Genomic DNA, 18,460 nt, shown 5'->3' on the forward strand with positions numbered 1-18,460 from the left:
GCTTGCTCCCGATAGCAGTTTTACAGTTGATACATGAATTGACTGACCCACCGCCATCGGGAGCAAGCCCCCTCCCACAGTTGACTGCATTCAGCCTGGAAGATTGGGTCGGCTTTCAGGCCGCCTGCTTTTGATTTTGAGTGGTTGAAGCGGATCAAATGCGGCTTTGCATACACAGCAGATCTGCTTTTGCATTTTGTGGGAGGGGGCTTGCTCCCGATAGCAGTTTTACAGTTGATACATGAATTGACTGACCCACCGCCATCGGCATCAAGCCCCCTCCCACAGTTTGACTGCATTCAGCCTGGAAGATTGGGTCGGCTTTCAGGCCGCCTGCTTTTGATTTTAATACCCGCCGTAAGGGCGCAACCCAAAACCCAAGGAACAAACCTAAGCGGGAGGTGCGCAATATCGTATGTAATCGATTGAATAAGCATAAATTCCAATAGCGAAAACAATAGGTTATTTGTAGTTTGATAGGCGCGCATTCGGCTTGCGAGATTGGGTTGGCTGAATATACACGCGCGTCTGTCAGGCAAATTACCGTCGCGTGTAGCCCCCGCCTGTTTTCAGCGCAAGGCATTGTTGTCGTCCATCCAAAAGGGCATGGTCAAGCCTCTGTCACTCCCAAAAGGACAACTGCCATGCTGGTCCTAAGCCGCTCCCCGGGCGAAAGTATTTCCATCGGCGATGACATCGCCGTGCACATCCTCGAGCTAAACGGTAAACAGGTGAAATTCGGCATCGACGCACCCAAGGGCGTCAAAGTCCACCGCGCCGAGGTGTATCAAAAAATCCTCGCGCGCCAATCCACACCAGGCCAAACCGAAACCCGTTCCTAGAACCGTCTCAGTCGAACAAATGCTTGGGCACGTCGTGCTTGAGCATCAATTGGCATTGCTCGCTGTCAGGGTCGAACACGATCAGTGCCTGGCCCTTGGTCAGCGCATGGCGCACGCGCAACACACGGGTTTCGAGTGGCGTTTCATCGCCGTTATCGGTGCCGTCGCGGGTGACGAAATCTTCGATAAGCCGGGTCAGCGTATCGACTTCAAGTGCGTCGTAGGGAATCAGCATACAAGCCTCAGAGGTAAGAACCCGGCGATCCTACTGCGCCGGGCTCGTCGTTGCCAGCGTCAGGATTTTTGACCGACCAGGCTGTCCACCGATGGCACGCGCGTGTCGCTCTCCATCTGTGTCTCATGCTCGATTTGATGACTGAAGCGGTCCAGTGAACCCTGCGCCGGTTGCGCGTCGCTGGCGAATACCGGCGGGCTGAGGATGTACGCACCCAGCAGGCGGCTCAGCGCGGCCAGGCTGTCGATGTGCGTGCGCTCGTAGCCATGGGTCGCGTCGCAGCCGAACGCGAGCAATGCGGTACGAATGTCGTGGCCGGCGGTCACCGCCGAATGCGCATCGCTGAAGTAATACCGGAACAGGTCACGACGCACCGGCAGGTCATTGTCAGACGCCAGGCGCAACAGGTGGCGCGACAGATGATAGTCATACGGCCCGCCGGAATCCTGCATGGCCACGCTCACCGCGTGTTCGCTGGAGTGCTGGCCGGGCGCGACCGGGGCAATATCAATGCCGACAAATTCGCTGACATCCCAGGGCAGAGCGGCCGCTGCGCCACTGCCGGTTTCTTCGGTAATGGTGAACAGCGGGTGGCAGTCGATCAGCAGCGGTTCACCACTGTCGATAATTGCTTTGAGCGCCGCCAACAGCGCGGCGACACCGGCTTTATCGTCCAGGTGACGGGCACTGATGTGCCCGCTTTCGGTGAACTCGGGCAGCGGGTCAAAGGCTACATAGTCGCCAATGCTGATGCCCAGCGAATCGCAGTCGGCGCGGGTGGCGCAGTACGCGTCCAGGCGCAATTCGACGTGGTCCCAGCTCACCGGCATTTCATCCACAGCGGTGTTGAATGCGTGCCCGGAGGCCATCAACGGCAACACACTGCCGCGGATCACGCCGTTGTCGGTGAACAGGCTGACCCGGCTGCCTTCGGCAAAACGGCTGGACCAGCAACCCACCGGCGCCAGGCTCAGGCGGCCGTTGTCTTTGACCGCACGCACGGCGGCGCCGATGGTGTCCAGGTGTGCGGACACGGCGCGGTCGGGGCTGTTTTTCTGGCCCTTGAGGGTGGCGCGAATGGTCCCGCGCCGCGTCATTTCAAAGGGTATGCCGAGTTCTTCGAGGCGCTCGGCAACGTAACGCACGATGGTGTCGGTAAAGCCTGTAGGGCTGGGAATGGCGAGCATTTCCAGCAGCACTTTTTGCAGGTAGTTGAGATCCGGTTCGGGAATGGTTCGGCTCATAAAGGTTTCCTTTAGGTGCAAGCTTTTAGCGGTAAGCTTTTAGCGGCAAGCTTCAAGCTAAATGCGGTCTCAGAGGTTTCACTCTTGTGGCTTGCAACTTGTGACTTGTGGCTTCCCGCTGTGGGGAAACAACAAATCCACAAATTTCTCGGCAGTCGGTTGCGGCTCGTGATTGGCCAGGCCAGCGCGTTCGTTGGCTTCGATAAACACGTACTCGGGTTGGTCGGCGGCGGGCACCATCAGGTCGAGCCCCACCATGGGAATGTCGAGTGCGCGGGCGGCACGCACGGCGGCGTCCACCAGCGTGGGGTGCAGAATCGCGGTGACGTCTTCCAGGCAGCCGCCGGTGTGCAGGTTGGCGGTGCGACGCACGGCCAGGGTTTGCCCGCGCGGCAGGATGCTGTCGTAGTCGTAACCCGCGGCTTTCAGCGTGCGCTCGGTTTCGCCGTCGAGGGGTATTTTGCTTTCGCCGTCGGTCGCCGCCTGGCGACGACGGCTCTGCGCTTCGATCAGCGCGCGGATGGAATGCTGACCGTCACCGGTCACTTCGGCGGGGCGTCGAATCGCCGCGGCGACCACTTCAAAACCGATCACCAGAATGCGCAGGTCGAGGCCTTGGTGAAAGCTTTCGAGTAACACGCGGCTGTCGAATTGGCGCGCCGCTTCAATCGCTTGCTGCACCTCTTCGATGGTCTGTAAGCCCACCGCCACGCCATGGCCTTGCTCACCGTCGAGCGGCTTGACGACGATGCACTGGTGCGCGTCGAGAAACTCAAGATTGTCATCGGCACTGCCCGCCAATTGCTGCTCGGGCAGCTTCAAACCGGCGGCTTTCAGCACCTTGTGGGTCAGGCTTTTGTCTTGGCACAAGGTCATGCTGATGGCGCTGGTCAGGTCACTCAGCGATTCGCGGCAACGCACACGGCGGCCGCCGTGGCTGAGGGTGAACAGGCCCGCGGCGGCGTCGTCGACCTGCACATCGATGCCGCGCCGATGGGCTTCCTCGACAATGATTCGCGCATACGGGTTGAAGTCCGCTTGTGGCCCCGGGCCGAGAAACAGCGGCTGGTTGATGCCGTTCTTGCGCTTGATCGCAAAGGTGGTCAGCGCACGAAAACCCAGCTTGGCATACAGGCTCTTGGCCTGACGGTTATCGTGCAGCACCGACAGGTCGAGGTAACTCAGGCCACGGCTCATAAAGTGTTCGACCAAGTGGCGCACCAGCACCTCACCCACGCCGGGGCGCGAGCATTGTGGGTCGACCGCCAGGCACCACAGGCTGCAGCCGTTTTCCGGGTCGTGAAAAGCCTTTTGATGGTTGAGGCCCATCACACTGCCGATCACCGCGCCGCTGTCTTCATCCTCGGCCAGCCAATACACCGGCCCACCTTGATGGCGTGGCGTCAGGCGTTCGGGGTCGACGGGCAACATGCCGCGCCCTTGGTACAACTGATTCACCGCCAGCCAATCGGCCTCGGTCTGCGCGCGACGGATACGAAAACCGCGAAATACGCGGGTGGCCGGGCGGTAATCGGTGAACCACAAACGCAGCGTATCGGACGGGTCGAGGAACAGTTGCTGCGGGTCGATGCCGAGGATCTGTTGCGGCGCGGCCACGTACAACGCGATGTCGCGCTCGCCCGGTTGCTCATTCAGCAACTCCACGGCCAGGCTCGACGGGTCTGGAAACGTGTGGCCGATCAATAGCCGGCCCCAACCGCAATGCACCGCAATCGGTTCGGCACCCAAGGGGCTGCCGTCTTCCGCCAATCGGGCTTGCAGGCGCTCGTACGACGGCGCCTGGCCCTTCAGCAAGCGTTGGCTGTAAGCCGCTGCATGGGATTTCATCAATCAGATTCCTTGTTCGCTGAGCCACAGGTTCAGCGCTGCCAGTTGCCACAACTTGGAGCCGCGCAACGGGGTCAGTTGGCCTTGCGGGTCGGTCAGCAAGCGGTCGAGCATCGCCGGGTTGAACAGGCCGCGATCCTGGCTCGGGTCCAGCAGCAGTTCACGCACCCAGTTCAAGGTGTCGCCCTGCAAGTGCTTGAGGCCCGGCACCGGGAAGTAACCTTTTTTGCGGTCGATGACCTCGCTCGGAATGACCCGGCGCGCCGCCTCTTTCAAGACTTGCTTGCCGCCGTCGGGCAGTTTGAACTTGCCTGGCACGCGCGCTGACAGTTCCACCAGGCGGTAATCCAGAAACGGCGTGCGCGCTTCCAGGCCCCAGGCCATGGTCATGTTGTCGACGCGTTTGACCGGGTCGTCGACCAGCATCACCGTGCTGTCCAGGCGCAGCGCCTTGTCCACGGCGGCCTCTGCGCCCGGCATGGCGAAATGCTCGCGCACGAAGTCACCGGCGGCGTCATTCGCGGTCAGCCATTTTGGGGCGACAGTGGCGGCGTAATCGTCGTAGCTGCGGTCAAAAAACGCATCGCGGTAGGCGGCATACGGGTCGCTGGCACCGTCGACTTGCGGGTACCAGTGGTAACCGGCGAACAGCTCATCGGCGCCCTGGCCGCTCTGCACCACTTTGCAATGCTTGGCCACTTCGCGTGACAGCAGGTAGAACGCGATGCAGTCATGGCTGACCATCGGCTCGCTCATTGCGCGGAACGCCGCCGGCAGTTGCTCGATGATTTCGCGCTCGGCAATGCGCAGTTGGTGGTGGCGCGTGCCGTAGTGCTTGGCGATCAGGTCCGAGTACTGGAACTCGTCGCCGCGCTCGCCACCGGCGTCTTCAAAACCGATCGAGAAGGTCGACAGGTCTTGCACGCCGACTTCGCGCAGCAGGCCCACGAGCATGCTCGAATCGACACCGCCGGAGAGCAACACGCCCACATCCACGGCCGCGCGTTGGCGGATGGCCACGGCTTCGCGGGTGCTGTCGAGCACGCGGTCGGTCCAGTCTTCCAAGGTAAGATTGCGCTCATCCTCACGCGGGCCGTAGGGCAGCGTCCACCAGGTTTTCTGCTCGGTCTTGCCGCTCGCATCAATGCGCAGCCAGCTCGCCGGCGGCAGTTTTTCGATGCCCGCCAGCAAGGTGCGCGGTGCAGGCACCACGGCGTGGAAGTTCAGGTAGTGGTTAAGCGCCACCGGATCAAGGATCGGGTTGATGTCGCCGCCTTTAAGCAGCGCCGGTAACGCCGAGGCAAAGCGCAGGCGCTGGCCGGTACGCGACAGGTACAGAGGCTTTACGCCGAGGCGGTCACGCGCAATGAACAAGCGCTGCGCGTCGCGCTCCCAAATCGCAAAGGCAAACATGCCGTTAAGTTTTGGCAGCAGTGCTTCGCCCCAGGCGTGGTAACCCTTGAGCAGCACTTCGGTGTCGCCACCGGAATAGAAGGCGTAGCCCAGGGCTTCCAGCTCTTCACGCAATTCCGGGAAGTTGTAGATGGCGCCGTTAAAAGCCAGGGAAAGCCCCAGTTGGGCGTCGACCATCGGTTGGGCTGAGCCGTCCGACAGGTCCATGATTTTCAGGCGCCGATGGCCCAGCGCAACCGGCCCTTGGGCATGGAAGCCCCAGGCGTCGGGGCCACGCGGGGCCAGGTGATGGGTGATGCGCTCAACGGCAGCCAAGTCGGCAGGTTGGGCATCGAAACGTAATTCTCCAGCTAATCCGCACATAAATTCCTTACCGGTTTTTCCGTTGGGGAGGGTCAATACTCAATACGCCCAAAGGGCGCGTACCCAGAAACTGACCCAGTGCTATGCGCGGAGTTTTAGACCGATAAGTTATAAGGCCAATCGCCTTGACGGTGTGAACGAAGCATTTTGCAGCGATAACGGCTCACGCTTTCAAGGCCTTGCCGCGCACCAATGCACGCAAAGCAAACCGGTTCGGGTGGCAGGCCTCGGCCACGCTGGAGGGCACCGGCAGTGGCTCATCCGTCAACCAGGCGGCCAACAATTCGCCGCACAATGGCGCGGTGATCAACCCGCGTGAACCGTGGCCGCTGTTGATGTATACGCCGGGCAGCCATGGGCAGGGCGTCTCCGGCACTTGGCGGGCGTCTTTGCTCAGCACGGCATAAGCCTGTTGGAATGCCGCGTGTTCAGCCAGCGGCCCGACGATCGGCAGGTAGTCCGGGCTGGTGCAGCGGAACGCGGCGCGGCCCTCAAGCTGTTCGGCGGGTAACTGGTCAGCGCCCAAGCGCGCCAGCAGGTCTGCGGAAATCTCGCGCAGCATCTGCAGGTTGCCGGCATGTTCGGCGACCGTGGGCGTGAGGTCTTGGTTATTGAAATCAAAACTGGCGCCCAAGGTGTGTTCGCCCAGCCTTGCCGGTGCAACGTAGCCTTCGGCGCAGACCACGGTGGCCAAGGCCGCGCTGGCCGGGGTTTGCGTCAGTCGGGTGATTTGCCCGCGTATGCGCTTGAGCGGCAAGTCGGCGCTGAACGCGAACTGCTTGATCTCGGCGGCACCGGCCAGCACCACCACACTGGCGCTGGCCAGCACGCGCTCGCCGTCGCGGGCTTGCCACTGCTCGTCGACGCGCTGCAGTTCCAGCGCTTGGTGATGCGTCAGCACTGTAATCAGCGGGTGCGCCGCTTGCCATTCGCACAGCGCCGGGGGATGCACCCAGCCGCCCTGCGGGAAAAACAGGCCGCCCTGGGCCAGGTCGATTCCGGCCTGTTGCCGGGCCTGGTCGCGGCCCAGCAGGTGCAACAAGTCTGGCGCAAAGGCCTCGGCCAGTTGCGCCTGGCGCTGCGCTTCCTTGGCATCAAACGCCAGTTGCAGCACGCCGCAGCCATCCCAATCGACGCCGCGGTGCAAGTGCTCCAGCAGGCGCCGGGTGTGGCCAAAACCGCTGAGTATCAACTGCGACAACGCCGTACCATGTGCCGAAAGCTTGAGGTACAGCACGCCCTGCGGGTTGCCTGACGCTTCCTGTGCCAGGCCGCCATGGCGCTCCAACAGGCTGACACGCCAACCCCGCGCGGCCAGGCTGGCGGCAGTCGCGCACCCGGCCAGGCCGCCGCCGATGACCATCGCGTGGCGCTCGCCCTCAATGGGCGCAGGCCGCGCGAACCACGGCTTGGCGGCAACGGCTGCGGGCGCCTGCGCGGGCCAGCCGAGGAACTCCCCACGGAGGATTTCCCACTTGTGGCCGATGCCTGGCGTGCGCTTCATTTTGAAGCCTGCCGCGTTGATCAAGCGGCGCACCCAGCCGGTGCTGGTGAAGGTGCTGATCGTCGACCCCGGTGCGGCCAGCCGCGCCAGTTCGGCAAACAGCTCGGCGCTCCACATGTCGGGGTTTTTCGCGGGTGCAAAGCCGTCCAGAAACCACGCATCGACCTGCGCATCCAGTTGCGGCAATTGCTCCAGGGCATCGCCGATCAACAGGGTCAGGGTCACGCGGCCGTTGTCCAGCACCAGGCGCTGAAAGCCTTGGTGAATGGCGATGTACTGCGCCAGTAATTGCTCGGCCAAGGGTTGCAGTTCCGGCCAGAGGGCGAGGGCGCGTTGCAGGTCGGCGTGGCTCAGCGGGTACTTTTCGACGCTGACAAAGTGCAGCCGCGCGCCGGCCACCGCGTGTTGCTCGAAGAGTTGCCAGGCACACAGAAAATTCAAGCCGGTGCCGAAGCCGGTCTCGCCAATCACCAATCGCCCGCCCACCGGCAACGCGGCAAAGCGCGCCTGCAAACGGTTCTGTTCGAGGAACACATAACGGGTTTCTTCAAGGCCCGACGTGTCGGAAAAATACACGTCGTCGAACACCCGCGAGTGCGGGCGACCTTGTTCATCCCAGTCGAGTTGGGCGTGCGATACGGGGTTCATGGGCGACTCATAAATAGAAGCAGGCAAAGGCAAGGCGGCCATTCTAGCCGATCAACCGGCGTTGAATTGACCTATGGCAAGTCGCCGGGGAATTTCCTCCCGCGCGCCGTTGCCCAATCCGCTAGTCTTGATCCATCTTGAAACGGAGCTGCCCATGTTCGAATCCGCCGAAATCGGTCACGCCATCGACAAAGACACTTATGAAGCGCAAGTGCCGGCCCTGCGCGAAGCCTTGCTGGAAGTGCAGTACGAGCTGCAACAGCAGAAGCGCTTCCCGGTGATCATCCTGATCAACGGCATCGAAGGCGCCGGCAAGGGCGAGACCGTCAAGTTGCTCAATGAATGGATGGACCCGCGCCTGATCGAGGTGCGCACCTTTGACCAGCAAACCGATGAAGAACTGGCGCGGCCACCGGCTTGGCGCTACTGGCGGCAACTGCCCGCCAAAGGCCGCATGGGTATTTTTTTCGGCAACTGGTACAGCCAGATGCTGCAAAGCCGGGTGCATGGCCAGATCAAGGATGCGCGGCTCGACCAGGCGATTGCCGGCGCCGAGCGCCTGGAAAAGATGCTCTGCGATGAAGGCGCGCTGATCTTCAAGTTCTGGTTCCACCTGTCCAAAAAACAGATGAAGGCGCGGCTCAAGGCCTTGGCCGATGACCCGCTGCACAGCTGGCGCATCAGCCCGTTGGACTGGCAGCAGTCCGCGACCTACGACAAATTTGTGCATTTTGGTGAGCGTATCCTGCGCCGCACCAGCCGCGACTACGCGCCGTGGCATGTGATTGAAGGCGTCGACGCGCATTACCGCAGCCTCACCGTGGGCAAGATTTTGCTCGAGAGCCTGCAAAATGCCTTGAAGCTGGCCAAAGGCAAGGCCAGCGGCATGAACCCGGCGCCGTTGCTGGCGTCGGTGGATCAGAAGAGCCTGCTGGACAGCCTCGACATGACCTTGAGCCTGGACAAGGACGATTACGAAGAACAACTGATTACCGAACAGGCGCGTTTCTCCGGGCTGATGCGCGACAAGCGCATGCGCAAGCACGCGTTGGTCACGGTATTTGAAGGCAATGACGCAGCGGGCAAGGGCGGTGCGATCCGCCGTGTGGCGGCAGCGCTGGACCCGCGCCAGTACCACATCGTGCCGATTGCCGCGCCGAGTGAAGACGAGCGCGCGCAACCTTACCTGTGGCGGTTCTGGCAGAAGATCCCGGCGCGCGGCATGTTCACCGTGTTCGACCGCTCGTGGTACGGCCGCGTACTGGTGGAGCGCATCGAAGGCTTCTGCTCCCCGGCGGACTGGATGCGTGCCTATGGCGAGATCAATGACTTTGAAGAGCAACTGCGCGATGCCGGTGTGATCGTGGTCAAGTTTTGGTTGGCGATCGACAAGCAAACCCAGTTGGAGCGTTTCCAGGCCCGCGAGGATATTCCGTTCAAGCGCTTCAAAATCACCGAAGACGACTGGCGCAACCGCGACAAATGGGACGATTATCGCGCCGCCGTCGGCGACATGGTCGACCGCACCAGCACCGAGATTGCACCCTGGACGCTGGTGGAAGCCAACGACAAGCGCTGGGCGCGGGTCAAGGTACTGCGCACCATCAACCGCGCGCTGGAAGAGGCGTTCGACAAAACCGACAAGCACGATAAAAAGAAAAAGAAATAACCCGCGCGCGGCCCGGCCAGGCTCACTGGCCGCTATCAACCGGCTTTGCACAAGGTGAGCTCATGCTTTTGCATACGCCGGATGAATGATCGTCGCGGTCGCCAATGCCTTGCCTCTATCCTCGGTTCAACACACCCAACAACAAGATCGAGGCAGCTTATGCGGGAAGTAGTGATCGTCGACAGCGTGCGAACCGGCTTGGCCAAATCCTTTCGCGGCAAGTTCAACCAGACCCGCCCCGATGACATGGCGGCGCATTGCGTCAATGCGTTGCTTGCGCGCAATGGCATCGACCCGGCGACGGTGGAGGACTGCATCGTCGGCGCCGGCTCCAACGAAGGCGCGCAGGGCTATAACATCGGGCGTAATGTGGCGGTGCTGTCGCAGTTAGGCACCGGTACGGCGGGCATGACCCTCAACCGTTTCTGCTCCTCGGGCTTGCAGGCGATTGCGATTGCGGCCAACCAGATCGCTTCAGGCTGCAGCGAGATCATCGTCGCCGGCGGCGTCGAATCCATCAGCCTGACCCTGAAAAGCGTCAACACCGACCATCTGATCAACCCACTGCTGCAAGAACAGGTGCCGGGCATCTACTTGCCGATGGGCCAGACTGCCGAAATCGTCGCGCGCCGCTATAACGTCAGCCGCGAAGAGCAAGACCTGTACGCCCTGCAAAGCCAGCAACGCACCGCGCAGGCTCAGGCCGACGGCTTGTTTGACGATGAAATCGTGCCGATGGCGGTCAAGTACCGCGTAGAAGACAAGCACACCGGCGAGGTTCAGATGCTGGAGGGTGTGGTCGACCGCGACGACTGCAACCGCCCCGACACCACGCTCGCCAGCCTGCAGGGCTTGAAACCGGTGTTTGCCGACGACGGCTCGGTGACGGCGGGCAACTCGTCGCAGTTGTCCGACGGCGCCTCAATGACCCTGGTGATGAGCCTGGAAAAAGCCTTGGAACTGGGGCTGAAGCCCAAGGCGTTTTTCCGTGGTTTTACCGTGGCCGGTTGCGAGCCGGATGAGATGGGCATCGGCCCGGTGTTCTCGGTGCCCAAGTTGCTCAAGGCCAAGGGCTTGCAAGTGGCGGACATCGACCTGTGGGAACTCAACGAGGCGTTCGCCTCGCAATGCCTGTACGCGCGTAACCGCTTGGGCATTGATAATGCCAGGTACAACGTCAATGGCGGTTCTATTTCTATCGGGCACCCGTTCGGCATGACCGGTTCGCGGCAAGTCGGGCATTTGGTGCGCGAGCTGCAGCGGCGCACTCTGCGTTACGGCATCGTCACCATGTGCGTGGGCGGCGGCATGGGCGCCAGCGGGCTATTCGAAGCCGTTGGCTAATTAAAAATCGGCAAGGCGGTTTGTGCGGCTACCCATTTGAGCTGCGGCGTATCCTGATGTGATGACTTGCCCCTAGAATGCCGGTTCCACTTCCTCTGGCCTTGGGGCACTCATGCATATCTCTTCCGGTCGCTGGGTCTATGGCTTTGGCTTGACCCTGCTGACCGCGTTGCTCTGGGGCATTCTGCCGATCAAACTCAAACAGGTGCTGCAAGTGATGGACCCGGTGACCGTCACCTGGTTTCGCCTGACCGTCGCCGGTGGTTGCCTGTTCCTGTACCTGGCGGCCACCAAGCGCCTGCCGCGTCGTGCTGTGCTCGGTGCCAAAGGCGGTTGGCTGGTGGCAATGGCCGTGTGTGGGCTGGTGGGCAACTACGTGCTGTACCTGGTCGGCTTGAAAATGCTCAGCCCTGGCACGGCGCAGTTGGTGGTGCAGATGGGGCCGATCTTTTTGATGGTTGCCAGTGTGTTTGTGTTCAAGGAGCGTTTCAGCCTGGGGCAGGGCATCGGCCTGGTGGTGCTGATTTTTGGCTTTGGGCTGTTCTTCAACCAGCGCCTGTCGGAGCTGCTGACGTCACTGGGCACCTACACCGCCGGGGTGCTGACGGTGCTGCTTGCCACCACCATCTGGGTGTTCTATGCCTTGGGTCAGAAGCAATTGCTGACGGTGTGGAATTCGTTGCAAGTGATGATGGTGATCTATCTGTCATGCGCGCTGTTGCTGACGCCGTGGGCGCATCCGCTGGAGGCGTTGCAATTGAGCCCGCTGCAAGGTTGGTTGTTGTTGGCGTGCTGCATGAACACGCTGGTGGCTTATGGCGCGTTTGCCGAGGCCTTGGCGCACTGGGAGGCGTCGAGGGTCAGTGCGACTTTGTCGCTGACGCCGCTGGTGACGTTTGTCGCGGTGGCCTTGGCAGCGTGGTTATGGCCGGAGTTTGTGCAGGCCGAGGCGATTAACGCAGTGGGTTATGTCGGGGCATTGGTGGTGGTGCTGGGTTCGGCGACGGTGGCGTTGGCGCCGTCGTTGCTGGCCGGGCTGCGGGCTCGGCGGGGGGCGTGAGTAAAGCGGGGCTTGCGTAGACAGGCAATGTGCTTTTTGTGGGAGGTACCATTGCATCTTTGATGTTGCGCTGTGGCGCGGCAAGTGGGCTTGGGGGTGTTGTTCAGGTTGGGTACATATCCGTTATTGGGTTTATGGCTTATATCGGTTTCGCTCTTACAGCGAGTCACTTTTGAAAGGACCGGAAGCCGGCCCAGCCAAAACTAACCAAAAGGTCCTCGCCCCACCACTCGGTGCCTCGCTTAGGCTCGGCATGCCCGCACACAGGCTTGAATCCGTGGGCCGCCGCGATGGGCCATCCTTGGCCCAGCGCGGCTAACCCGGCGTCCTGCCGGGTTACCCACGGATTCAAGCCTGCGTGCGGCCATCGTGGTTTAACGGGGCGCTTCTCAGATCAAGATCACAAGCAAGAGCACGGCGGCCTGAAAGCCGACCTGAGTGGTTGAAGCAGATCAAAGGCGAGTTTTGCATACACGGCAGATCTGCTTTTTTTGCTTTTTGTGGGAGGGGGCTTGCTCCCGATAGCAGTTTTACAGTTGATACATGAGTTGACTGACCCACAGCCATCGGGAGCAAGCCCCCTCCCACAGTTTGAATGCATTCTGCTTGGGGGATTGGGCCGGCTTCCGGGCTTTTCAAAAGTGACCCGCGGTAAGAGCGGAACCGATATAAGCCATAACCTCAATAACGGATATGCACTCAAAACCCAAGTCACAAACCTAAACGGCTATACGCTTAGTGCCCCGCTTCGAGCATGTTTTCCGGGCGTACCCACTGGTCGAACTCGGCGTCGGTGAGGTAACCCAGCGCCAGCGCCGCTTCGCGCAGTGTCAGCCCTTCGGCGTACGCCTTCTTGGCGATCTGCGCGGACTTGTCGTAGCCGATGTGCGGGTTAAGCGCCGTCACCAGCATCAGCCCGCGCTCGAGGTGTTCGGCCATTTGCTCGGCATCTGGCTCAAGACCGGCAACGCAGTGTTCCTGGAAGTTGTTGCAACCGTCGGCGAGCAGGCGGATCGACTCAAGCAGGTTGTGGATGATCACCGGCTTGTACACGTTCAACTGCAAGTGCCCCTGGCTGGCGGCAATGCCGATGGTCACGTCATTGCCGAGCACCTGGCACGCCAGCATCGACAGCGCTTCGCACTGGGTAGGGTTGACCTTGCCCGGCATGATCGAGCTGCCCGGTTCGTTGGCCGGCAACTTGACTTCGGCCAGCCCGGCGCGCGGGCCGGAGCCCAGCAGGCGCAGGTCGTTGGCGATTTTCATCAGCGCCACGGCCAGGGTTTTCAGCGCGCCGTGCAGGGTCACCAATGGCTCATGGCCTGAGAGCGCGGCAAATTTGTTCGGTGCAGTCACGAACGGCAACCCCGACAACGCCGCCAGCTCGGCGGCAATCGCTTCGCCAAAGCCGTGCGGTGAATTCAGCCCGGTGCCGACGGCGGTACCGCCCTGGGCCAGTTCGCAGACTGCAGGCAGGGCGCTGCGAATCGCGCGTTCGGCGTAATCCAGCTGGGCGATAAACGCCGAGACTTCCTGGCCAAACGTGATCGGTGTGGCGTCCATCATGTGCGTGCGACCGGTTTTCACCAGTTTCATGTGCCGCGCCGAGAGTTCTGCCAGGCCGCCCGACAAGTGGTTGATAGCGGGCAGCAGTTGCTTGGTCACCGCCTGCACCGCCGCGATGCTCATGGCGGTGGGGAAGCAGTCATTCGAGCTTTGCGAGCGGTTGACGTGATCATTCGGGTGCACCGGGCTCTTGCCGCCACGCGGCTTGCCCGACAGCTCGTTGGCGCGGCCGGCGATCACTTCATTGGCGTTCATGTTGCTTTGCGTACCGCTGCCGGTTTGCCACACCACCAGTGGGAACTGGTCGTCATGCGAGCCTGCAAGCACCTCGTCGGCGGCCTGTTCAATGAGGCGGGCAATATCGGCGGGCAGGTCGCCGTTGCGGTCGTTGACCCGGGCCGCGGCCTTTTTGATCAGGGCCAGCGCGTGCAGTACCGCCAGGGGCATGCGCTGCTCACCGATGGCAAAGTTGACCAGCGATCTTTGGGTCTGCGCACCCCAGTAAGCGTCATCCGGGACGTGAACTTCCCCCAGGCTGTCGGTTTCGATACGGCTCATCGGGCATACTCCTTCAAGTTCGTTTGCGCAGTTTAGGCCGTGATGGGCCTATGGGGTTCCATAAAAGACTTTTCATCGCATTGAACCCCCGTAAAACCTGGCCGAAGTACGGGTGGGGTTGAGCCGTGGAGTTTTTTAGGCGCAGAATAGCCGCCCTTGGGGGTAAGACCTCGCCTGCTAGAAAAGGAAACTCGATGACTCGTCTTCGTGCCATCTGTACCGCGGTTGCTCTGGTTTGCGCCAGCGGCCAAGTCTTTGCCGATACCGCCAGCCACAACGCCAGTGCCGAAGCTTTCCTGACGCTGGCGCACGCTGACAAGCTGGGCACTCCGGTGTACATGCAAGTGCAGCAAATGTTCGCCCAGCGTTTCGAACAGACCAAGGCGCCTGCCGCCAAGCAGTCGGTATTGGACAGCTACCAGGCCAAGGCCAACGCCGCGCTGGACCAGGCCATTGGCTGGCCCAAGCTGAAACCGGACATGGTCAAGCTTTACACCACCAACTTCAGCGAATCCGAGCTCAAGGACCTGGTAGCGTTCTACCAGTCGCCACTGGGCAAGAAAGTCCTGGAAAAAATGCCGCAGCTGACCCAACAGTCGGCCCAAATGACCCAAGCCAAGCTGGAAAGCGCCGTGCCGGTGGTGAACAAGCTGTTGGAAGACATGACCAACGAGCTTACGCCTAAAGCCGCTGCACCGGCCAAGAAGAAGTAAGCAGCAATGACCATGCAACAGCGTATCGAAACGGCACTTGCCGCCCTGAGCCCGCAACACTTGAGCGTGTTGGATGAAAGCCACCTGCACAGCCGTGGGTTGCAAACTCACTTTAAGGCCGTGCTGGTCAGCCAGCAGTTCGAGGGGCTTAACCGGGTCAAGCGCCATCAGACCGTCTACGCCACTCTGGGTGACCTGATGAGCGAGTTTCATGCGCTCGCGCTGCATACCTATTCGCCTGAAGAATGGGCGAAAATCGACGCAGCCCCGGCCTCGCCGACCTGCGCCGGCGGGCACTGAGCGCAGCCTCGACCCGCGCGAGCGGGTCGAGGCGATGTGCGTACGCAGACACACAAAACATCCTCCTGCACCACCTGCACCCATCCCCTCTCACTAGCCTTCCAGGACTACTTACTCAAAATAAGGTCTTGAGGGCATGTCTAATTTGATCCATCGAAACACGCCGTCTCTGGCAGCGTTCGACCCGCGTGGGTTGGTTGTGCGTAACGTCGACTACCACCGCTCCACCGCACAGGTTGAAGCGCAAGCACGTATTCAACGACAGGTGTTAAGCAGTACGGGTTTGCTGATTGAACAGTGGGACCCGCGCTTGTTTCAATTGTCGCGCTCGCAGCCCGACATTCAGGCCAATCAACGCACGGTCTACAGCCTGGGTGGGCAAGCATTGCGCACTGACAGCGTGGATGCCGGCTGGCGCATCACCTTGCCGGGAGCGGCCGGGCAGTTGCTCGAAGAATGGGATGCGCGCGGCGCCCACCAGGTGCATCACTACGATCAATACGTGCGCCCGGTTGCGGTGTTTGAACACATGGCCGGTGACGCGCATGCGCTGTGTGTCGAACGCCTTGCCTATGCTGAACAGTCGGATGAAGAGGCTGCACGTAATCGCTGTGGCCAAGTGCTGCGTCATGACGACGGGGGCGGTTCGTTGTTCCATGAGTTTTACGGGTTGCGCGCAGAAGTTATTCAGCAGACCCGGCAATTTCGGCAGGCCTCGGCAGCCCTGGATTGGCCGCAGCCCGATGCACAACGCGACCTGCGCCTGGCGCCCGAGCGCTTCCAGACAACGGTTGGGTTCAACGCGCTGGGTGAACGCCTGCAGCACATGGATGCCAAGGGCAACCGTTTCGAGTACGCCTACGGCGTTGACGGCCAACCGGCGAGCATTTTTCTGTTACCCAAGGGCGGCAAGCGCACGCAGTTGATGGGCGAGCGTGGTTACAACGCGGCGGGCAAGGTCATCTCCGAGCGCGCCGGCAATCGCGTGCTGCGTACGATGCACTACCGTCAGTTCGATGGTCGCTTGCGCCAGATGACGGCCCATCCGCTAGGGCCGGTGGCGGTGGGTAACGCGCTGCAAGACCTGACCTACGACTATGACTGCGTGGGTAACGTGGTGCGTATCGACGACCGTGCGCAGCCGACGCAATGGTCGAGTAACACCTTGGTCAATTCGGCCAGCCTTTATGATTACGATACGTTATCGCAACTGACCAAGGCCACCGGGCGCGAAACCGTCGGCAGCCATGGCGGCCCGGGTTTACCGGCCAGCGTGACGTTCGGCTCGACTGACGACAGCGTATGGCGCCGCTACACCCAGCGGTTCAGCTATGACGAGGCGGGCAATGTGCTGACATTGCAGCATGTGCCCAGCAGCGGCACCGGCTTCACTCGCGAGCTTCGCGTAGCTGCCGGCAGCAATCATTTTTCGCCGCACTCCGAAGGCGGCGCAGCGCCGGGCCTGGGCCGGGGCTTTGACCACAGCGGCAACCTGCAAGGGCTGGAGGGCACGCCCGGCATGGGCTGGGATGTGCGCAATCAACTGGTGCGCATGACGCAAGTGGCACGCGAGGGCGGTGACGATGATGAAGAGTGTTACGCATACGATGCGACGGGGCAGCGCCTCCTCAAGCGACGGGTAACGCACGCCAAGGGCGTGATGCATACGGCCGAGGTGCGCTATTTGCCTGGATTGGAGATTCGCCATGACAGCGCAACGGGTGAGCAGTTGAATGTACTCAACCTGAATCTGGGCACCACCACTGTGCGGGTACTGCTCTGGGATCGCCATCCTTCGGGCGTCAGCCAGGAGGTGCAGATACGTTTCGGTTTGTCCGACCACTTGGGCAGCAGCGGCCTGGAACTCGGTGAGCAGGCGCAATTGCTCAGCCAGGAAAGCTATTACCCCTATGGCGGCACGGCGTGGCGGGCGGCTAAAAATGCCAGCGAGGCGAGTTACAGGTTTATTCGCTACTCGGGCAAGGAGCGCGATGCCAGTGGGCTTTATTACTACGGGTTCAGGTATTACGCGCCGTGGTTGTGCCGTTGGGTCAGCCCGGACCCGACCGGCGATGCCGATGGCTTGAATCTGTACGCCATGGTCGGCGGTAACCCCATCACAGAGATTGATCAGCAAGGGCTGACGGGCATCCCGGCGCTTGAATCGGGTGAGGGTCAAAAAAACCAGCTGTCGTTGGCCAGGCGCGGGATAGCCAGTATGGGACGTATTTTGCGACCGCGGATAAACGAAGCCGCTTCGGCGGCCATTCGTGATGGTTTAGCAACCTACATCGCCAACACCATCGCGACAGGCATCGATCTGGCGGTGTTCAGCAATGTCGAACCCACGCCGCAACGCAACCAGATCCTGCGCTATACCGTCGCGGGGCTGGATGCGCTGTCCGTGGCACACATGAGCTCAGGGGGCGCCGGTAACTGGACGCGTTTTGCGCCACATATCGGCTTTATTTCGGCAGGCATCGCAGGTATCGGGTATGCCGCGCATGCCGACGCGCAGGGTTCGCAAGCCGGTGAGGGCTGGGACCCTGTGGCGACCGTGCGCTTGAGCGGGCATATACGCTCGCTGAGCCGGGAGTTGGTGCGGCAGGTCATCCGCGGGCACGGCACCGGCGTATCCTGGGGCAGCACGCCAATGAGGGCCAGGGTTGGGCGCACCGCCGCATCGACGGCGACCTATGCGGTCGCAACCATTGCCAATGCGATGTATGGCGCGGATGTGCCCGCGCTGATCAGCCCCAATGTGATGCCCGCAGTGGAAGCCTACGACGCCGCAATGGGCACCCTGATTCGCGCCGGGCACGAGACGGCCACCCGTGACCCGCATGGCCAAACCCTGCAGCTTCCAGACCCCGTGGCGACGATGCACGGTGGGCTAAGCAGAATGTTCAATCAGGTCTGGGCCTACTGGGCATCCACCGGCGTTGAGGCCTTGACCGTCGCGATAACCGGCCTGCCCGTGGCTGCGCAAGGCCGTGGGACTCGCATGCTGGTGATGGCTGCCCGTGGCGTTATATCAGCGCTGACCCAATGGCGGGGCTTTTTAGTCGAGGTGGCCACGCGCGGGTATGCCTCCCTCGGTGCACGTTGGCGCCGAAACGCAGGCGTCTGACGGGAGGGAGAATGGGCCAGCGC

General features: G+C 61.5%; 13 protein-coding genes. 7 read left to right on the forward strand and 6 right to left on the reverse strand.

The annotated features are described in order from the left end of the window. Window positions 1-644 precede the first annotated feature (644 nt). On the forward strand, window positions 645-842 hold the full coding sequence (gene csrA, locus ACOZK9_RS22360) for a carbon storage regulator CsrA (protein WP_058415665.1): 198 nt from the start codon (window positions 645-647) through the stop codon (window positions 840-842). Window positions 843-849: 7 nt separating this feature from the next. Here the strand turns inward: csrA and ACOZK9_RS22365 are convergent, their stop codons facing one another. From ACOZK9_RS22365 to mnmC, 5 genes are all read right to left on the reverse strand, one after another. Beyond that, window positions 850-1,077 (reverse strand): YheU family protein, encoded by a 228-nt coding sequence (locus ACOZK9_RS22365; RefSeq protein WP_058415664.1) that lies wholly within the window; start codon window positions 1,075-1,077, stop codon window positions 850-852. Window positions 1,078-1,136: 59 nt separating this feature from the next. Further along, window positions 1,137-2,321 carry an osmoprotectant NAGGN system M42 family peptidase gene (locus tag ACOZK9_RS22370; RefSeq protein ID WP_058415663.1) on the reverse strand — a complete coding sequence of 395 codons (1,185 nt, stop codon included), beginning with the start codon at window positions 2,319-2,321 and terminating at the stop codon, window positions 1,137-1,139. A gap of 78 nt (window positions 2,322-2,399) precedes the next feature. Continuing rightward, window positions 2,400-4,169 carry an N-acetylglutaminylglutamine synthetase gene (ngg, locus tag ACOZK9_RS22375; RefSeq protein WP_421556583.1) on the reverse strand — a complete coding sequence of 590 codons (1,770 nt, stop codon included), beginning with the start codon at window positions 4,167-4,169 and terminating at the stop codon, window positions 2,400-2,402. Window positions 4,170-4,172: 3 nt separating this feature from the next. Then, window positions 4,173-5,945, reverse strand: a complete 1,773-nt coding sequence (locus tag ACOZK9_RS22380) for an N-acetylglutaminylglutamine amidotransferase (protein ID WP_421556584.1) — start codon at window positions 5,943-5,945, stop codon at window positions 4,173-4,175. A gap of 163 nt (window positions 5,946-6,108) precedes the next feature. Then, window positions 6,109-8,097 (reverse strand): bifunctional tRNA (5-methylaminomethyl-2-thiouridine)(34)-methyltransferase MnmC2/FAD-dependent 5-carboxymethylaminomethyl-2-thiouridine(34) oxidoreductase MnmC1, encoded by a 1,989-nt coding sequence (gene mnmC, locus ACOZK9_RS22385; RefSeq protein WP_122249546.1) that lies wholly within the window; start codon window positions 8,095-8,097, stop codon window positions 6,109-6,111. 154 nt (window positions 8,098-8,251) lie between these two features. On the opposite strand from mnmC, the gene pap reads away from it, so the two are divergent. From pap to ACOZK9_RS22400, 3 genes are all read left to right on the forward strand, one after another. Then, window positions 8,252-9,766 carry a polyphosphate:AMP phosphotransferase gene (pap, locus tag ACOZK9_RS22390; RefSeq protein WP_058415659.1) on the forward strand — a complete coding sequence of 505 codons (1,515 nt, stop codon included), beginning with the start codon at window positions 8,252-8,254 and terminating at the stop codon, window positions 9,764-9,766. A 159-nt stretch (window positions 9,767-9,925) separates the two neighbouring features. Then, the gene (locus ACOZK9_RS22395; protein ID WP_421556585.1) at window positions 9,926-11,110 is read left to right on the forward strand and encodes a thiolase family protein; all 1,185 of its coding nucleotides are present in this window, start codon (window positions 9,926-9,928) and stop codon (window positions 11,108-11,110) included. Window positions 11,111-11,222: 112 nt separating this feature from the next. After that, entirely contained in the window at window positions 11,223-12,170 is a 948-nt protein-coding gene (locus ACOZK9_RS22400) for a DMT family transporter (RefSeq protein WP_421556586.1), read from the forward strand. 735 nt (window positions 12,171-12,905) lie between these two features. On the opposite strand, the gene ACOZK9_RS22405 is transcribed toward ACOZK9_RS22400, so the two are convergent. Further along, window positions 12,906-14,294 carry a class II fumarate hydratase gene (locus ACOZK9_RS22405; protein WP_152746715.1) on the reverse strand — a complete coding sequence of 463 codons (1,389 nt, stop codon included), beginning with the start codon at window positions 14,292-14,294 and terminating at the stop codon, window positions 12,906-12,908. Between the two features lie 194 nt (window positions 14,295-14,488). On the opposite strand from ACOZK9_RS22405, the gene ACOZK9_RS22410 reads away from it, so the two are divergent. From ACOZK9_RS22410 to ACOZK9_RS22420, 3 genes are all read left to right on the forward strand, one after another. Continuing rightward, on the forward strand, window positions 14,489-15,007 hold the full coding sequence (locus tag ACOZK9_RS22410) for a DUF2059 domain-containing protein (RefSeq protein WP_003236690.1): 519 nt from the start codon (window positions 14,489-14,491) through the stop codon (window positions 15,005-15,007). Window positions 15,008-15,013: 6 nt separating this feature from the next. Further along, on the forward strand, window positions 15,014-15,307 hold the full coding sequence (locus tag ACOZK9_RS22415) for a BolA family protein (protein ID WP_152746716.1): 294 nt from the start codon (window positions 15,014-15,016) through the stop codon (window positions 15,305-15,307). 136 nt (window positions 15,308-15,443) lie between these two features. Further along, on the forward strand, window positions 15,444-18,437 hold the full coding sequence (locus ACOZK9_RS22420; RefSeq protein ID WP_421556587.1) for an RHS repeat-associated core domain-containing protein: 2,994 nt from the start codon (window positions 15,444-15,446) through the stop codon (window positions 18,435-18,437). The last annotated feature ends 23 nt before the right edge of the window (window positions 18,438-18,460 follow it).

This window comes from Pseudomonas kitaguniensis (assembly GCF_049199985.1).
In the GTDB taxonomy this organism is placed as follows: Bacteria; Pseudomonadota; Gammaproteobacteria; order Pseudomonadales; family Pseudomonadaceae; genus Aquipseudomonas; species Aquipseudomonas kitaguniensis.